This window comes from Salinicola salarius (genome assembly GCF_002179555.1).
GTDB lineage: Bacteria > Pseudomonadota > Gammaproteobacteria > Pseudomonadales > Halomonadaceae > Salinicola > Salinicola salarius_A.
On sequence record NZ_NHOU01000009.1, the window covers coordinates 21,523 to 35,295 of the forward strand.

Consider the following 13,773-nt stretch of genomic DNA (forward strand, 5'->3'; position numbering starts at 1 on the left):
GCTGCGCGTCGGCCAAACGTTGTTGAGTTGGAGCTCGGCGGAGACAACGGCCGGAGGCTGGCTTCGTGTTACGCTGATCGACGAGGCCGGCGTGACGGTCGGCATGGCATCGACCTGCATGAAAACAAGGAGCAAGGTGTGTCCCAGAACGAGAAGAAACAGCGGTCGTGCTACAGGATCGCGGCGATCTGGGGGCTGCTGGCGATGGTGTTGCTGAGCGCTTGCAGCTATCACCCGGCGCGGATCGATCCGGAACCGCCGGTCGTCATCGGCGATGGCGATGGCGATCACGGCCATGGTCACGGCGACGGTGACTTCTGCCCGCCGGGTCAGGCCAAGAAGGGCAACTGCTGAGCCTTCCGGTTCGCGAAAACGACCCCGAGCGGCAGCGCACTTGCGCTGCCGCTTTTTCGAGGTGGACAATCGACGCTCGTCGACCTCGGACCCGTGAACCCTCATGACATTCGAAAGTGCCGTTACCTATCTTCTGGCGATCTTCCTGTTCGCCATCACGCCCGGCCCGGGCGTGTTCGCCCTGATCGCCACCGGTATGAATGCCGGCTTCCGCCGCTGCCTCTCGCTGGCGGTGGGCATGACGCTGAGTGACGTGCTCTACCTGCTGCTCGCCACCTTCGGCCTGGCGACCCTCGCCGAGCATTGGGGAGAAGTCTTCGGCGTGATCCGGGTTCTGGGCGCGCTCTATCTGTTCTATCTCGGCTGGAAGCTGTGGACGAGCCCGACGCAGGATGACGAGATGCCAGCGACCGGCGCCAGCGGCGGGTCGCTTGCCGGCATGATGCAGGGCTTTCTGATCTCCGCATCCAATCCCAAGGTGATCCTGTTCTACATCGCGTTCCTGCCGACCTTCGTCGATCTGGATCGGCTCGGTGGTTCTTCGCTGACGCTATTGGTAGCGCTGACCGTCGTTGGCCTGATGGGCGGGCTCTGCCTGGTCGCGGCCGGCGCGGCACGGGCACGGCGGATCTTTCGTTCCTCCCGCGCCCAGCGGCGCCTCAATCGGGGTGCCGGGTCGCTGATGATCGGCGCCGGGGCGCTGCTGATCGCCAAGAGTTGAATGCCAGGAGTGGATAACCGGGAGCTGATCGTCAGGCGCCGAATGGTCGCCGTCGCCGGAATCACGCTTGCCGGTTGCGGGGCTTGCGGCTGACCAGGGCGACGCCGGCGGCGGCGATGGCCATGCCAAGCCACGAGATCGGTGGCATGGGCTCGTCGATCAGCCACCAGGAGAACAGCGCGGCGCAGGGCGGCACCAGATAGAAGAGTGCCGATACCCGCGAAGCTTCGCCCCGCCGGATCATCGCCAGCAGCAGCGAGATGGCGATCAGGGAATTGCCGATGACCAGGTAGGCCAGCGACCCGACGAGCGCGCCATCCCAGTCGAGCGTGAAGTGGCCGAACAGCAGGATCAGCGGCAGTGTCGTGACCAGCCCGGTGGCGTATTGGATCAGGTTGGCGCTGACCGGGTGCAGCGGCTGGCCGTAGCGCTTCTCGTAGAGTGTCGCGCCGCTCATCCCGAGCAGGGCGGCGATGGTCAGCAGCAGGCCGCTGAGCGTGACGCCTTCCACCGTCGAACGACCGAGAATCACCACCACGGCGCCGACGAAACCCAGCCCGAAGCCGAGCCAGCGCCGCGTGCCGATGGTTTCTCCCACCATTGCCGGCGCGGCGAGGGCGACCAGGATCGGCTGTAGCGAGACGACCAGCGCCACGACGCCGGCGGAGCTGCCGAGAGCGAAGGCACTGTAGCAGCAACCGAAGTAGACGGTCTGGATCAGGAACCCGACCACGGCCTGATGGCCCCAGGCGCTCGGCCGGGTCGGCATCGGCGGGCGCAGCCACAGCCAGATCGGCAGCATGATCGCCAGCACGAGCACGAATCGCAAACCCAGAAACAGCAACGGGTCCACGTGCTGGGTGCCGATCTTCGCGACCGGGAACCCCAGCGACCACAACAGCAGAAACAGGCCGGGGGCGGCGGTCAACCACAGAGGTGGCCGCTCGCGCTCGGTCGTCGCGGCGGCGGGAGAAACGTCAGACATGTCGATCTCATTGTTGTGATTATGAAGATAGCCGTGATTGTAGAGATGGCTGTGGTTCTGGAAATGACTGTGGTTGTGGAGATGGCGCCCGGTAGCAGGCGTGACCCGTCTTCGAGAGTGCCCCGACCGGCGGGATATTGCCAGCGACGTCGGGGCTTGCCGGCTTGTCGTCGGCCGTCGGTCAGTCCCGATCTACCGAGAGCCCGGCCCACGACTGGCACACGGGCATGAGCTCGAGCCGGTTGATGTTGAGGTGCGGCGGCAGCGTCGCGGCCAGAAAGACCTGTTCGGCGACGTCTTCCGGCTGGATCGGCTCCACGCCGCCATAGAGCTTGTCGTGGGCGCTCTGGTCGCCTTTCATCCGTACCAGCGTGAACTCGGTTTCCGACATCCCGGGCGCGATGTCGGTGACGCGAACGCCGGTGCCTTTGAGGTCGCAGCGCAGGTTGTAGGAGAACTGGTTGACGAATGCCTTGGACGCGCCGTAGACGTGGCTGCCCGGATAGGGCCATAGCGCGGCGGTGGAACTGATGTTGATGATGGCCGCGCCGCGGCCGACCTCGATCAGCGTCGGCAGCAGCGTGCGCGTCACGTTGACCAGGCCGGTGATGTTGGTGTCGATGACGGTCTGCCAGTCCTCCAGATCGGCTTCCTGGGCCGGGCCGGCACCCAGGGCCAGCCCGGCGTTGTTCACCAGCACCTTGACGGCCTTGAACGCCGGCGGCAGTTCCTCGACCACTTGGGCGACGCCGTCGCGCTCGCGAACGTCCAGCGTGGCGACATGAACCGGGACCTTGTCTTCCAGCTGCTGCTTGACCGCTTCCAGGCGTTCCTGCCGGCGGCCGGTCAGCACCAGGGCCCAGCCCGCCTCGGCAAAGCGATGGGCGCAGGCACGCCCGAACCCTGAGGTGGCACCGGTAATGAAAGCGACGGGGGGATTGTGACTCATGCTGGCTCCTGATCCGGGATAGGTGAGAAGCGCCGACGCCGAGCGAAGAGAAAGAGATGATGTCTGGCCGACGGTCGGGTCGGTTCGCGTTTTCAGACAGAGCTTAGCGCATCTGTGTCGAAAGTTGTCAGGTCGAGTCGCGGGAAACCTGTCGTCGTCTGGCGACAAGGCTCAATGATTTGTGTAAAACCCCGTGATTGACGACACAGTCAGATGATTTCCGTTGCCGTTTGGTTACGCTTTGGCGACGATAGCGGGGCATTCCCCGATGACCGTGGTTCGACCGATCCCCGGTACCGCTTTTCCGCTGATTCCTCGCTATCGACTCGACTGGCTGGCTGCTCCATCGGCGCTCGCCGCGATATCAATCGTTCCAGGTTGCCTCTTGGGTCTTATTGGGCGGCTCGGGACGTCAGACGCAATCCGGCGTTGTGAAGGAGGTGGCTTCGTGTCCACGATCAAGCGGCAACGATATTACGGGCTGGAGTGGCTTCGCTTCCTGATGGCGCTGTGGATGGTCGCCTATCACTTCGGCGGTATCTACAGCGAAATGCCCGACATGGTGAGAAGTTTCGTCGGCATGGGTTTCTTCGCCACCAGCACGTTCTTCATGCTGTCCGGCTTCCTGCTCGCCCACGTGGCGCTGGACCATGCGGGAGAGATGAAGATGCACGGCCCGGCCTTCGTTGCCAAGCGGCTGTGCAATCTCTACCCGATTCATGTGCTGACGATGCTGCTGTCGATCGGGCTGCTGTTGCTGCAGTACCCCATTCGTCCGGAAGGGGTTTACGTCTACTTCAACTCGCACCCCTATTACCCGCTGAGCGATGAAGCGCGAGCCGCGTTTTCGGATCGTCTTTCCTGGCCGAGTGCGTTGGGCCATATCGCGCTGCAGCTGACGCTGCTGCAGGCCTGGGAGCCGCGCTTCCTGTGGCTGAACGGCGCGTCCTGGTCAATCTCGGCGTTACTCTTCTTCTATGCCTGCTTCCCGTGGCTGGCGCCCAGACTGATGCGGGTTCAGCGCTATGGGCTGGTGCTGCTGGGCGTCTGGGGGCTCTACGCCCTGGGGCCGCTCGTGGCGACGCTGGCCGGCTCGTTCGACTATGTGACGGTGGGCGTTCTCCACCGCAACCCGCTGTTTCGATTGCCGGAGTTTCTGGCCGGTATCCTGCTCTATCGCGCCTGGCAGTCGGAACGCGTGAGCGAGACCTTCCGACGCTTTCGCTATCCGCTGCTCACGCTCGGTTTGTGCGGAGTGCCGATCGGGGCGTGGTTGCTCAAGCTGGATGGCCTGCACCTGTATTACTTGACTCACAATGGCCTGTTGCTGCCATTTCAGGCTTTGGTGCTGCTCAGCGTTTGTGCGTTCGCTGCGCCGAGCAGCGCGATGGTACGGGTCTGGGCGCAGCGGTTGGGAGAGTCGGCACTGTGCATCTTCGCATTGCATACGCCGCTGATCGGCCCGATGGCGAGAGGAACGCGCTGGCTGCTGCAGCGATGGCACGAAAGCTGGATCGCCGATAGCAGCAATGTGGCGCTCAAGTTCGCGATTCCGCTGTGGACGATGGCGTTTCATCTGGCGCTGATCGTCGTCCTGGCGCTTCTGATGCAGCGCTTCGTGGTGGCACCGATACGCCACTGGCTGGAGGCGAGATTGCCCACGGCGTGGCAGCAGCGCCGGTCACCGCTGGTGCCGGTCAGGGCTTGAGGTTCGGCCTTGTGCCGCTGCCATGACCGTGCCGGGCGGTGTGGGTAGCGTTGAATTCTGCGTCTCGAAGGCTTTTTTCGAGGTGAATCATTGCGATCCCGCATGGGATATCCTAGACGGAAGTGCGTTTCGCCGGTTTTTCCAGCGAAGCGATCAGGAATTCATCTCTAAGGGACGCAGCATGAAGGGACTCATCCGTGTGGGGCTGGTCGGCTACGGCATGGCCAGCAAACGGTTCCACGCGCCTTTGATCACCGCGCAGGACGGGCTTTCACTGGTCGCCGTGGCGAGCCGGGACGCCGACAAGGTCCATGCCGACTGGCCGAGCGTGCCGGTGGAGTCGACGCCGCTGGCGCTGTTCGCTCGCGACGATATCGATCTGGTCGTCATTCCCACGCCGAATGCGACGCACTACTCGCTGGTCAGCGAGGCGCTGGCTGCAGGCAAACACGTCGTCGTCGACAAGCCGTTTACCGTGACGCTGGATGAAGCCCGCAAGCTGTGCGATCAGGCCGCCAAGGCCAAGCGCTTGCTGTCGGTATTTCACAACCGGCGCTGGGACTCTGACTTCCTGACCGTGCGCAATCTCATCGATAGCCAGTCGCTGGGCCGAATCGTGCATTTCGAGTCGCATTTCGATCGCTTCCGCCCGGATGTCGCGCAGCGCTGGCGCGAGGATCCCGCGCCCGGCGCCGGCGCCTGGTTCGATCTCGGCTCCCATCTGCTCGACCAGGCCTTGGTCCTGTTCGGCACGCCGGAGGCGATCTCGCTCGATCTGGCCTGTCAGCGCGAGGGGGCAAAGGTCGACGACTACTTCCATGCCGTCCTCCGTTATCGGGAATGTCGCGTGATACTGCATGGCGGCACGCTGGTGTCGGCGCCCGGGGCTCGCTTCACCGTTCATGGCACGCGGGCCAGCTACGTCAAGCATGGCCTCGACCCGCAGGAGGACATGCTCAAGCGCGGCGACCGCTTGCCATCGCCGCACTGGGGAGAGGACTGGCGCCACGGCATGATGACGATCGGCCAGGTGCGTGAGGGCATTCAGCCGGAACTGCACGAGGTGCCGACCCTGCCCGGGAACTATCTGGCCTACTACGCTGGCGTTCGCGACGCCATTCGCAGCGGTTCGCCGCTGCCGGTGACGGCGGAGGCTGCGCTGGAGGTGATGCGGGTGCTGGAGGCCGGCATCCAGAGTGCCGAGTCGGGGCAGTTCGTTAGCCTGGCCTGACGTACGTCGAACCCGTTGCGGCGTATCCGAAACGACCCGAGCCAGCAGGTGCTGGCTCGGGTCGCTTACTTTCGACGGTCGATGATCTGACTCTCAGGTAATGACGCCGATCTGCCAGGGCACGAACTCCTGTTGGCCGTAGCCGTGACGTTCGCGCCCAGCGACTTCTCGAGAATCGTGGTCAGGCCGCCGGCCTTGTTGCCCGCAGACGGGTTGTTGTCGAGCGAAGCGCCGCGAACCCGGCAGAACTCCTCCCACCAGTGGATGCGCTCGATCAGCTTGTGGGCGACGGCGGGGGTGACCGCCCGGCGCGTCAGCAGGTGTTCGGCGCCGTAGACTTCCGGCGTCTCGGCCAGTACGGCGCTCCCGCCGTGGGCGATCAAGCGGTCCACGGCGGCGCCCAGGGCAGGGTTGGCGGTGATGCCGGAGTAGCCGTCGGAGCCACCGCACTGCAGCGCGACTCGCAGATGCTCGACCGAGCAGGGTGTCCGTGCGACCTGGTTGGCTTCGTTCAGCAGTTGCTCGATATGGCGGATGCCCTCGGCGATCGCCTTGGTGGTGCCGCCGATCTGCTGGATAGTGAAGGGGTGCAGCCTGGGGCCGGGCTTCAGCCCCTGGGACTCGATCAGCGCGTCGATCTGATTGGTCTCGCAGCCGAGGCCGATGACCAGCACGGCAGCGAAGTTGACGTGGCGCGCGTAGCCGGCGAGCGTACGCCGCAGCATCTCCAGCGCTTCGCCATCCGCGGCCACCGCGCAGCCTACGCCGTGAGTCAGTGCGACCACGCCATCCACGTTGGGGTAGGGCGCCATCGCCTCGGGATGAACGTCGCGCCGGAAATGATCGGCGATGGCGTGAGCGACCGTGGCGGAACAGTTGACCGAGGTGAGAATGCCGATGTAATTGCGCGTGGCGACACGGCCATCCGCTCGTTGAATCCCCATGAAGGTGGCGGCGGGAGAGATCCGCTCGACGGGCGTGACCTCGCTGCCGATGGCATAGTCCTTCGAATAGTCCTTGGAATAGCCCTTCGAATAGCCCTTCACATCGCCCTGTTCCTGACCGGCGCCTTCCAGGTCGCCGATGCCGAGATTGTGGACGTGGACATGATCGCCGGGCGAGATGGGACGGATGGCGCGACCGATGATCTGGCCGTAGCGGCGAACCATGTCTCCGCTGTCCAGGGCTCGGATGGCGATCTTGTGGGCGGCGGGCACGGCGGTTGTCAGGACGATGCCCGGCAGGACTTCGGTACCTTCGGGCAGCGGCGTACGCGCGATGACGACATCATCGCGTTCGTGCAGGCGGATGATCGAGGCGGGGGCCTCGGTGGTGTGTTCGATCAGTGCCATGAGTTGGCTCCTCGGGCGGCTTGTGCCACTTTGGTCTATGCGGCTTCGGGTCAAAGCCTTTTTTAATCAGTTGTTTATTATGATTCTGGTGGTAGCCACACCCTATCCGGTCACGGTGTGCCCCACCACTGAGAGTTGCTGATCGAGTGATAACGGCCGTGCATTCGCCCAAAGTCTCAATTATGGATCGCGTCGCAAGCGAGAGGAGTCGTCGATGCCCCCGACGCTGGAAACCCTGATGTCGCGTCTGCGCTTGCGCCAGTTGCGCTTGCTGATGGCGCTCGACGAGTGCGGGTCGATTCACAAGGCCGCCGAGCAGGTGGCGATTTCCCAGCCCGGCGCGACACGGGCGCTGAACGAGATCGAGTCGACGCTGGGCGCGCCACTATTCCTGCGTAGCGCGCGGGGGCTGGAGGCCAACGATCTGGGGCGCTGCGTGGTGCGCTACGCGAGGCTGATCCAGACCGACGTGGCGCATCTGCGCGAGGAGATGATCGGTATCCAGCAGGGCTTCGGCGGGCATCTGGCGGTGGGGGGAACGATGGGCGCCATCGCGGCGATCGTCGAGGCCATCGTCAAGGTTCGCGCCGAGCAGCCTTCGCTGTCGTTGCAGGTGATCGAGGATACCAGCGAGGGGCTGCTGCGCCTGCTCGACGAGGGGCGGATCGATGTCGCCCTGTGTCGTTCCAACTTCGGGCGGCGCCCGGGCGATTACCATTGCCACGGGCACTTTCCCGAACCGCTCTGGGTGGTCGCCAACCCCGCGCATCCGCTGGTGAAGGTCGACGAGCCCGATTTCACCACCCTGGCCAGGCAGGCGTGGATCGTCTATCCCGTCAGCATGCCGAGGATGCTGGAGCAGGAGTTCGTCGCCGCGGGCCTCTCGCAGCCGGTACAGTCGATCGAGATCTCGTCTACCTACGCCATCCTGGCCATGCTGGAACGGGACGACGGGGTGCTGGCGCTGTTGCCGGAACGTATCGCGCGGGAGCAGGTGGCGCGGGGTCATGTGGCGCGGGTGAACTATCTTTTCAGGACGCGCAATCCTGCTTTCGAGCTGCTCTGGCGGCGTGATCGAGAGCTGTCGCCGGCAGCTCGACGCTTTATCGAATGTTACGACAGCGTAGGAAAAGCGGCCGCTGAAATTTGCCAAGTGCCGAGTTAGTGTCTAGGTTTTGTATAGATTGCTCAGGCAAGCTCTCGTGACACGGGCAGCATTGGCAACGGTTGCCGGGATCGTGTTGCGAGCCAAGATGAATTATGGAGGATTCACATGAAAAAGCTTAACGCAGCCATTTTCGCTACGCTGATCGCTCTGCCCGCCGCGGGTGCTTTTGCTCAGGAGCAGGCACCAAGCGTCAGCCCGGAGACGGGTTCGGCCAATACTCAGTCCGGTGGATCCGCTCCTACCAAGGCTCAAGGTGGGAGCATGTCGGGCGAAACCCATGGGTCGCTACCGTCCGAGAACAGTATCCCGGACCAGAACAATGCCCAGACGGGCTCTGCCAACACCCAGCCGGGCAGCCTGAAGGCCCAAGGTGGCTCTGCACAGGATGAATCCGCAGCCCGTGGCCCGATGAAGGACGATATGGAAGGTAATCATGGCGTCGACTCTGCCCAGGATGTGGATCCCGAGTGATCGTCTGTTCGCTTCGCGATAGAAGCGTTCGAAACTAGTATTACTGTTCGACCCTCGTCCCGCTCAGCGGGGCGGGGGTCGTTTTCTTGTCATGTGTCGAGAGGCGGGAGAGAGGGACCGCCCGCGGCTGCGGCGATGTCTTCACCACCAGCTATCGGACTCGCGCTCGCTGCGCAGCTTCTCTCGCGCGATGAAGAGTGCTGCGATGGCGCGTCCTTCGTGGAAATCGTCGCGAGCCAGCAAGCCGGTTATGTCGTCGATGGCGTGCGTTTCGACGATCAATGGTTCGGGCTCGTCCCCCTCCAGCCGCCTTTCGTAGAGATCGCTGGCCAGCATCACCTGCATGCGGTGATTCATGTAGTTGGGCGCCAGCGACAGCTCCACCAGCGGCTCGATGCGGTTGGCGCCGAAGCCGCACTCTTCCATGAGTTCCCGATTGGCGGCCGTGATGATGTCCTCGCCCGGGTCGACCAATCCCTTGGGCAGGGTGAGCATATATTCATCGAAGCCCGCTGCGTATTCGCGGATCAGCAGTACATGATCGGGGTCCGGCATCGCCACCACCATCACCGCACCGCGTCCCTTGCCTTTCAAACGTTCGAATGTTCGCTGCTCGCCATTGGCGAAGCGCAAATCGAGTGATTCGATCGCAAACAGTTCGCTCTGGGCCATATGGCGCCGCTCGAGAATCGTCGGCTTGGTCAAGGGTAACGAGGAAGAGTCTGTCGGCGCCATGGGGCCTCCGTGCATCGGGCGGGTTGCACTGGGTACAATAATCGATGCTTGCTCGTGGGGGAAACGCCCATGCCGCCCGTGCGGCAATGGAAGCACCGCACGGGAAGTTTCTTTTTACCGATTGCCGAGACGCCGCCGATGCTCGATTGGAACGCCATCGATACCGTTTTCCTGGATATGGACGGTACGTTGCTCGATCTTCACTTCGATAGCCATTTCTGGCTGGAGCACCTGCCGCGTCGCTACGTCGAGCTGCATCGTCTCGACGACTCGCATCGCACCGCGCTGGAGACTCGAATTCTCGAGTCCCGCGGAACGCTGGACTGGTACAGCCTGGCGCACTGGAGTCGCGAACTGTCGCTGGATATCGTCGCGCTCAAACGCGAGGTTGCGCACCTGATCGGCTGGCGCGCCGACGCGCTGGCATTCATGGAGTGGCTCAAGGCCGCGCCGGTGGACGTCGTGCTGGCGACCAACGCCGACCGCGAGAGTCTCGGGCTCAAGCTGCCGTTGACGGGCCTGGACCGCTATGTCGACCGTATCGTCTCTTCCGCGGACGTGGGGGCGCCCAAGGAGCAGCCAGCGTTCTGGGACGCGATGCAGGCCTTGCATCCGTTCGACCCCGCACGCAGCCTGTTCGTCGATGACAATACCGACGTGCTGGCGTGCGCCCGGGATTACGGCATTCGTTACCTGCTGGGCATCCATCAGCCCGACAGCCGCAAGCCCGGTAGTGCGCATCCGGCATTCACCGTCGTCGATCGCTTCGCGTCACTGCTGCCCGAAACGCCGGCTTGAAGCGATGGCCAGCGACCCCCATCTACGCAGGTCGAGGTGACAGATCCATGAGTGAAACGGTTCGTATCGATAAATGGTTGTGGGCGGCGCGATTCTTCAAGACGCGCCAGCTGGCCAAGAAAGCGATCGAGGGCGGCAAGGTCCGCTACAACGGCAATCGCGTCAAGACCAGCAGGAATGTCGAGGTCGGGGCGCTGATCGAGGTGCCGCAAGGCTGGGACAACGCGACCGTCGAGGTCCTGGCGCTGTCCGATCAGCGCCGCGGCGCGCCCGAGGCGCAGCAACTCTATGCCGAAACTCCCGACAGCATCGACCGTCGAGCCCGGGAAGCGCATCAGCGAAAGCTGGCCAATCAAGTGATGCAGCCGCCGATCAAGCGACCGGACAAGCGCCAGCGCCGCGATATCCACCGCTTCCAGCGTCAGCACACCGACGACTGAACGTCTGGCGCGCTGGCGCCGTGAACTGCCTGCCAACCCCTATCTGCCATTGCCGGGCAATCCTCTGCGATTCGTCCGGCGTCCGACGAGATCATGATTCATGAACGATGAAATCCAGCGTTTTCTATTCGACGATACCAACGTGCGTGGCGAGATCGTGCAACTGGAGTCCGCCTACCGGGAAGTGCTCGAGCGCCAGGACTACCCCGAGCCGATCCGCTACCAGCTGGGAGAGCTGTTGAGCGCCGTGGCCCTGCTGACCGAGACGGTCAAGCTCGATGGCACGGTCAGCCTGGAGATCCGGGGCAAGCAGGGCGTCGACGTGCTGATGGCCGAATCCAATCCGGGCGGCCAGCTGCGGGCCATCGCCCGCTACGACGAGAATCAGGTATTCGCCGACAACGCCACGCTGCGACAGCTGGTCGGCGACGGCCAGATCGTGATTACCCTCGATCCTGCCGAGGGCAATCGCTATCAGGGCATCGTGGCGCTGGAACACGATCACCTGGCGAGCTGCCTGGAAGCCTACTTCGCGCAGTCGGAGCAGCTGGCGACGCGCCTGTGGCTGAGCGCCGACGGCCAGCGCAGCGCCGGTCTGCTGCTGCAGCAGCTGCCGGACGATGCCTCCAACAAGGATCCTGATGCCTGGGAGCGTGTCGTTCATCTGGCCTCCACGATCACCGACGACGAAATGCTGACGTTGCCGGCCCAGGACGTGCTGTATCGGCTGTTCCATGAAGAAACCACGCGGGTCTTCGCGCCCAAGGCGCTGACGTTCGGCTGCACCTGCTCGCGGGAGCGCATCGCCAACGCCTTGCATACCTTCGGGGCCGATGAGCTGCGCAGCATTCTGGACGAGCAGAAGGCGATCGATACGCAGTGCCATTTTTGTCATACCCGGTACCATTTTAGTGCGGCAGAAATCGAGGCGATCATCGACTCGCCCCAGGCGCCATCGCCGACGTTGCACTGAGCTGGGCGCTCGACGACGTCAGGCGCCTTGATCGGAGCGGAATCGGCCCCGGGCGTCCGGCGTTTGCGCGCCGGGCGCTTTTTGCCATAATGACGATCCTTTTTCGCCCGCCAGGCGTCGCAGCGGCGGGCTTTCGACGCTGTGAAACGACACGAAAACAGAGGCCTCAGCGCCCAGGACCGGATAATGACCACCTCTCAAGCCTCGTTCCAGGCTGCCAATGATTCCCGCCCCGCGAAAGCGCACACCAATTTGACCACGGCCGAGCTGGTCGAATATGCCCTCGCAAGAGGAGAAGGCTTGCTGGCCGCCAATGGTGCATTGGTGGTGGAGACGGGGGAGCGCACTGGCCGGTCCACCCTGGACCGCTTCATCGTCGACGAGCCCTCCACCTCGGATCTGATCGACTGGGGGCAGGTCAACCGCCCGATCGGACCGGGCGTGTTCGATGCGCTGTGGGAGCGGGTCGAGGACTACCTGGCGGGTGGCGATACCTTCGTCTCCGAGCTGCATGTCGGCGCCGATCCGGAGTACTACCTGCCGATTCGTGTCATCACGCAGAAGGCCTGGCACAACCTCTACGGGCGCAACCTTTTCGTGCGCCCGGAGAACTGGAACCCCAAGGACAAGAGCGAGTGGACGGTGCTGAGCGCCCCCGACTTCGTCTGCGATCCTCAGCGTGACGGCACGCGTTCCGAAAGCACGGTGATGATCAATTTCGCGCGCCGCCGGGTGCTGCTGGCCGGCATGCGTTACGCGGGCGAGATGAAGAAGGCGATGTTCTCGGTGCAGAACTTCCTGTTGCCGGAGAAGGACGTGCTGCCGATGCACTGCAGTGCCAACGTCGGCGAGGACGGGGAAACCACGCTGTTCTTCGGGCTGTCCGGCACCGGCAAGACGACGTTATCGGCGGATCCGGAGCGCTATCTCATCGGCGACGACGAGCATGGCTGGGGTGAAGGCACCGTCTTCAACTTCGAAGGTGGCTGCTATGCCAAGACCATCGATCTGTCGCGCAAGAACGAGCCGATCATCTGGGACGCCATCCGTTTCGGCACCGTGCTGGAAAACGTGGTGCTGACAGAGGATCGGGTGCCCGACTATGCCGACGACAGCCTGACCCAGAACGGGCGTGCCGGTTATCCGCTGGAATTCGTCGAGAAACGCGTCGAGGAAAACCGCGCCGGCGAGCCGAGCGCGATCATCTTCCTGACTTGCGACATGAGCGGCGTGCTGCCGCCGGTCTCGCTGCTCTCCAAGGAAGCGGCGGCCTATCACTTCCTGTCCGGCTACACGGCCAAGGTCGGTTCGACCGAGATGGGCTCCACCAGCGGCCTCGAGGCGACGTTCTCGACCTGCTTCGGCGCACCGTTCTTCCCGCGCCCGGCGCATGAATATGCCGACCTGCTGATCAAGCGCATCGAGGCCTTCGAGTCTCGTGTCTACCTGGTCAATACCGGCTGGAGTGGCGGGGCCTACGGCCAGGGCGGCAGCCGCTTCAGCATTCCGACGACGCGCGCCATCATTCGCGCCATCCAGGAAGGCGACCTGAAGGACATCGAGACCCGGCATATCGAAGGGCTCAATCTCGACGTGCCGCTGGCGGTGGACGGGGTCGATGCCAAGCTGCTCGACCCGCGTGATGCCTGGAGCGACCAGGAGGCCTATCGCGAACAGATGAATGCGCTGGTGGCCAAGTTCATCGCCAATTTCACCAAGTTCGACGATGTCGATGCCGCGATCGTCGCGGCCGGCCCGCAGACGCTCTGACGTCTGTAGATACGATACTCTGGCGCCTGTAGACACGCCGGCGCCTGTCCGAGACGGGTTCGTCGAGCTGCCTGCCGCGAGTCGTGCGGTATCTGACGGGGATGGCCATCGGCCATCC

The 13,773-nt window shown here is 63.8% G+C and carries 14 protein-coding genes; 10 read left to right on the top strand and 4 right to left on the bottom strand.

All coding sequences use genetic code 11. The features are described 5' to 3' along the window. Positions 1 to 138 precede the first annotated feature (138 nt). The gene (locus CCD76_RS09095; protein WP_087719206.1) at positions 139 to 354 is read left to right on the top strand and encodes a hypothetical protein; all 216 of its coding nucleotides are present in this window, start codon (positions 139 to 141) and stop codon (positions 352 to 354) included. Positions 355 to 457: 103 nt separating this feature from the next. Further along, positions 458 to 1,075 carry a LysE family translocator gene (locus CCD76_RS09100; protein ID WP_087719207.1) on the top strand — a complete coding sequence of 206 codons (618 nt, stop codon included), beginning with the start codon at positions 458 to 460 and terminating at the stop codon, positions 1,073 to 1,075. Positions 1,076 to 1,136: 61 nt separating this feature from the next. Here the strand turns inward: CCD76_RS09100 and CCD76_RS09105 are convergent, their stop codons facing one another. Continuing rightward, positions 1,137 to 2,060: a DMT family transporter gene (locus tag CCD76_RS09105; RefSeq protein WP_087719208.1), complete on the bottom strand. Its 924-nt coding sequence runs from the start codon at positions 2,058 to 2,060 to the stop codon at positions 1,137 to 1,139. A 181-nt stretch (positions 2,061 to 2,241) separates the two neighbouring features. Beyond that, entirely contained in the window at positions 2,242 to 3,009 is a 768-nt protein-coding gene (locus tag CCD76_RS09110) for an SDR family NAD(P)-dependent oxidoreductase (RefSeq protein WP_087719209.1), read from the bottom strand. A gap of 448 nt (positions 3,010 to 3,457) precedes the next feature. Between CCD76_RS09110 and CCD76_RS09115 the strand changes: the two genes are divergently transcribed. Together CCD76_RS09115 and CCD76_RS09120 are read left to right on the top strand one after the other, a co-directional pair. Continuing rightward, positions 3,458 to 4,717 (top strand): acyltransferase family protein, encoded by a 1,260-nt coding sequence (locus CCD76_RS09115; protein WP_179208889.1) that lies wholly within the window; start codon positions 3,458 to 3,460, stop codon positions 4,715 to 4,717. Between the two features lie 181 nt (positions 4,718 to 4,898). Further along, positions 4,899 to 5,948 (top strand): oxidoreductase, encoded by a 1,050-nt coding sequence (locus CCD76_RS09120; RefSeq protein WP_087719211.1) that lies wholly within the window; start codon positions 4,899 to 4,901, stop codon positions 5,946 to 5,948. A gap of 65 nt (positions 5,949 to 6,013) precedes the next feature. Here CCD76_RS09120 and CCD76_RS09125 read toward each other — a convergent pair whose 3' ends face one another. Beyond that, positions 6,014 to 7,300 (bottom strand): UxaA family hydrolase, encoded by a 1,287-nt coding sequence (locus CCD76_RS09125; RefSeq protein WP_087719212.1) that lies wholly within the window; start codon positions 7,298 to 7,300, stop codon positions 6,014 to 6,016. Between the two features lie 214 nt (positions 7,301 to 7,514). Here CCD76_RS09125 and CCD76_RS09130 point away from each other — a divergent pair, with 214 nt between their 5' ends. Beyond that, positions 7,515 to 8,465, top strand: coding sequence for a LysR family transcriptional regulator (locus CCD76_RS09130; protein WP_087719213.1), 951 nt, complete (start codon positions 7,515 to 7,517; stop codon positions 8,463 to 8,465). Between the two features lie 108 nt (positions 8,466 to 8,573). Further along, positions 8,574 to 8,939, top strand: coding sequence for a hypothetical protein (locus tag CCD76_RS09135; RefSeq protein WP_087719214.1), 366 nt, complete (start codon positions 8,574 to 8,576; stop codon positions 8,937 to 8,939). Positions 8,940 to 9,080: 141 nt separating this feature from the next. On the opposite strand, the gene nudE is transcribed toward CCD76_RS09135, so the two are convergent. Beyond that, positions 9,081 to 9,674, bottom strand: coding sequence for an ADP compounds hydrolase NudE (nudE, locus tag CCD76_RS09140; protein ID WP_087719215.1), 594 nt, complete (start codon positions 9,672 to 9,674; stop codon positions 9,081 to 9,083). Positions 9,675 to 9,812: 138 nt separating this feature from the next. Between nudE and CCD76_RS09145 the strand changes: the two genes are divergently transcribed. The 4 genes from CCD76_RS09145 to CCD76_RS09160 all read left to right on the top strand — a co-directional run bounded on the left by CCD76_RS09145 (position 9,813) and on the right by CCD76_RS09160 (position 13,655). Then, positions 9,813 to 10,472, top strand: coding sequence for an HAD-IA family hydrolase (locus CCD76_RS09145; protein ID WP_087719305.1), 660 nt, complete (start codon positions 9,813 to 9,815; stop codon positions 10,470 to 10,472). Positions 10,473 to 10,519: 47 nt separating this feature from the next. After that, a complete protein-coding gene (locus CCD76_RS09150; RefSeq protein WP_087719216.1) occupies positions 10,520 to 10,912 on the top strand; it encodes an RNA-binding S4 domain-containing protein in 393 nt (130 codons plus the stop codon). Positions 10,913 to 11,012: 100 nt separating this feature from the next. Then, positions 11,013 to 11,885, top strand: coding sequence for an Hsp33 family molecular chaperone HslO (gene hslO / locus CCD76_RS09155; RefSeq protein ID WP_087719217.1), 873 nt, complete (start codon positions 11,013 to 11,015; stop codon positions 11,883 to 11,885). A 186-nt stretch (positions 11,886 to 12,071) separates the two neighbouring features. Beyond that, the gene (locus tag CCD76_RS09160) at positions 12,072 to 13,655 is read left to right on the top strand and encodes a phosphoenolpyruvate carboxykinase (RefSeq protein ID WP_087719218.1); all 1,584 of its coding nucleotides are present in this window, start codon (positions 12,072 to 12,074) and stop codon (positions 13,653 to 13,655) included. The last annotated feature ends 118 nt before the right edge of the window (positions 13,656 to 13,773 follow it).

Bases quoted from the DNA above. Each gene is read 5' to 3' on its own strand.
- CCD76_RS09100 (WP_087719207.1), top strand. From the start codon at position 458: ATGACATTCGAAAGTGCCGTTACCTATCTTCTGGCGATCTTCCTGTTC.
- CCD76_RS09105 (WP_087719208.1), bottom strand. From the start codon at position 2,060: ATGTCTGACGTTTCTCCCGCCGCCGCGACGACCGAGCGCGAGCGGCCA.
- CCD76_RS09110 (WP_087719209.1), bottom strand. From the start codon at position 3,009: ATGAGTCACAATCCCCCCGTCGCTTTCATTACCGGTGCCACCTCAGGG.
- CCD76_RS09120 (WP_087719211.1), top strand. From the start codon at position 4,899: ATGAAGGGACTCATCCGTGTGGGGCTGGTCGGCTACGGCATGGCCAGC.
- CCD76_RS09125 (WP_087719212.1), bottom strand. From the start codon at position 7,300: ATGGCACTGATCGAACACACCACCGAGGCCCCCGCCTCGATCATCCGC.
- CCD76_RS09130 (WP_087719213.1), top strand. From the start codon at position 7,515: ATGCCCCCGACGCTGGAAACCCTGATGTCGCGTCTGCGCTTGCGCCAG.
- CCD76_RS09135 (WP_087719214.1), top strand. From the start codon at position 8,574: ATGAAAAAGCTTAACGCAGCCATTTTCGCTACGCTGATCGCTCTGCCC.
- nudE (WP_087719215.1), bottom strand. From the start codon at position 9,674: ATGGCGCCGACAGACTCTTCCTCGTTACCCTTGACCAAGCCGACGATT.
- CCD76_RS09145 (WP_087719305.1), top strand. From the start codon at position 9,813: ATGCTCGATTGGAACGCCATCGATACCGTTTTCCTGGATATGGACGGT.
- CCD76_RS09150 (WP_087719216.1), top strand. From the start codon at position 10,520: ATGAGTGAAACGGTTCGTATCGATAAATGGTTGTGGGCGGCGCGATTC.
- hslO (WP_087719217.1), top strand. From the start codon at position 11,013: ATGAACGATGAAATCCAGCGTTTTCTATTCGACGATACCAACGTGCGT.
- CCD76_RS09160 (WP_087719218.1), top strand. From the start codon at position 12,072: ATGACCACCTCTCAAGCCTCGTTCCAGGCTGCCAATGATTCCCGCCCC.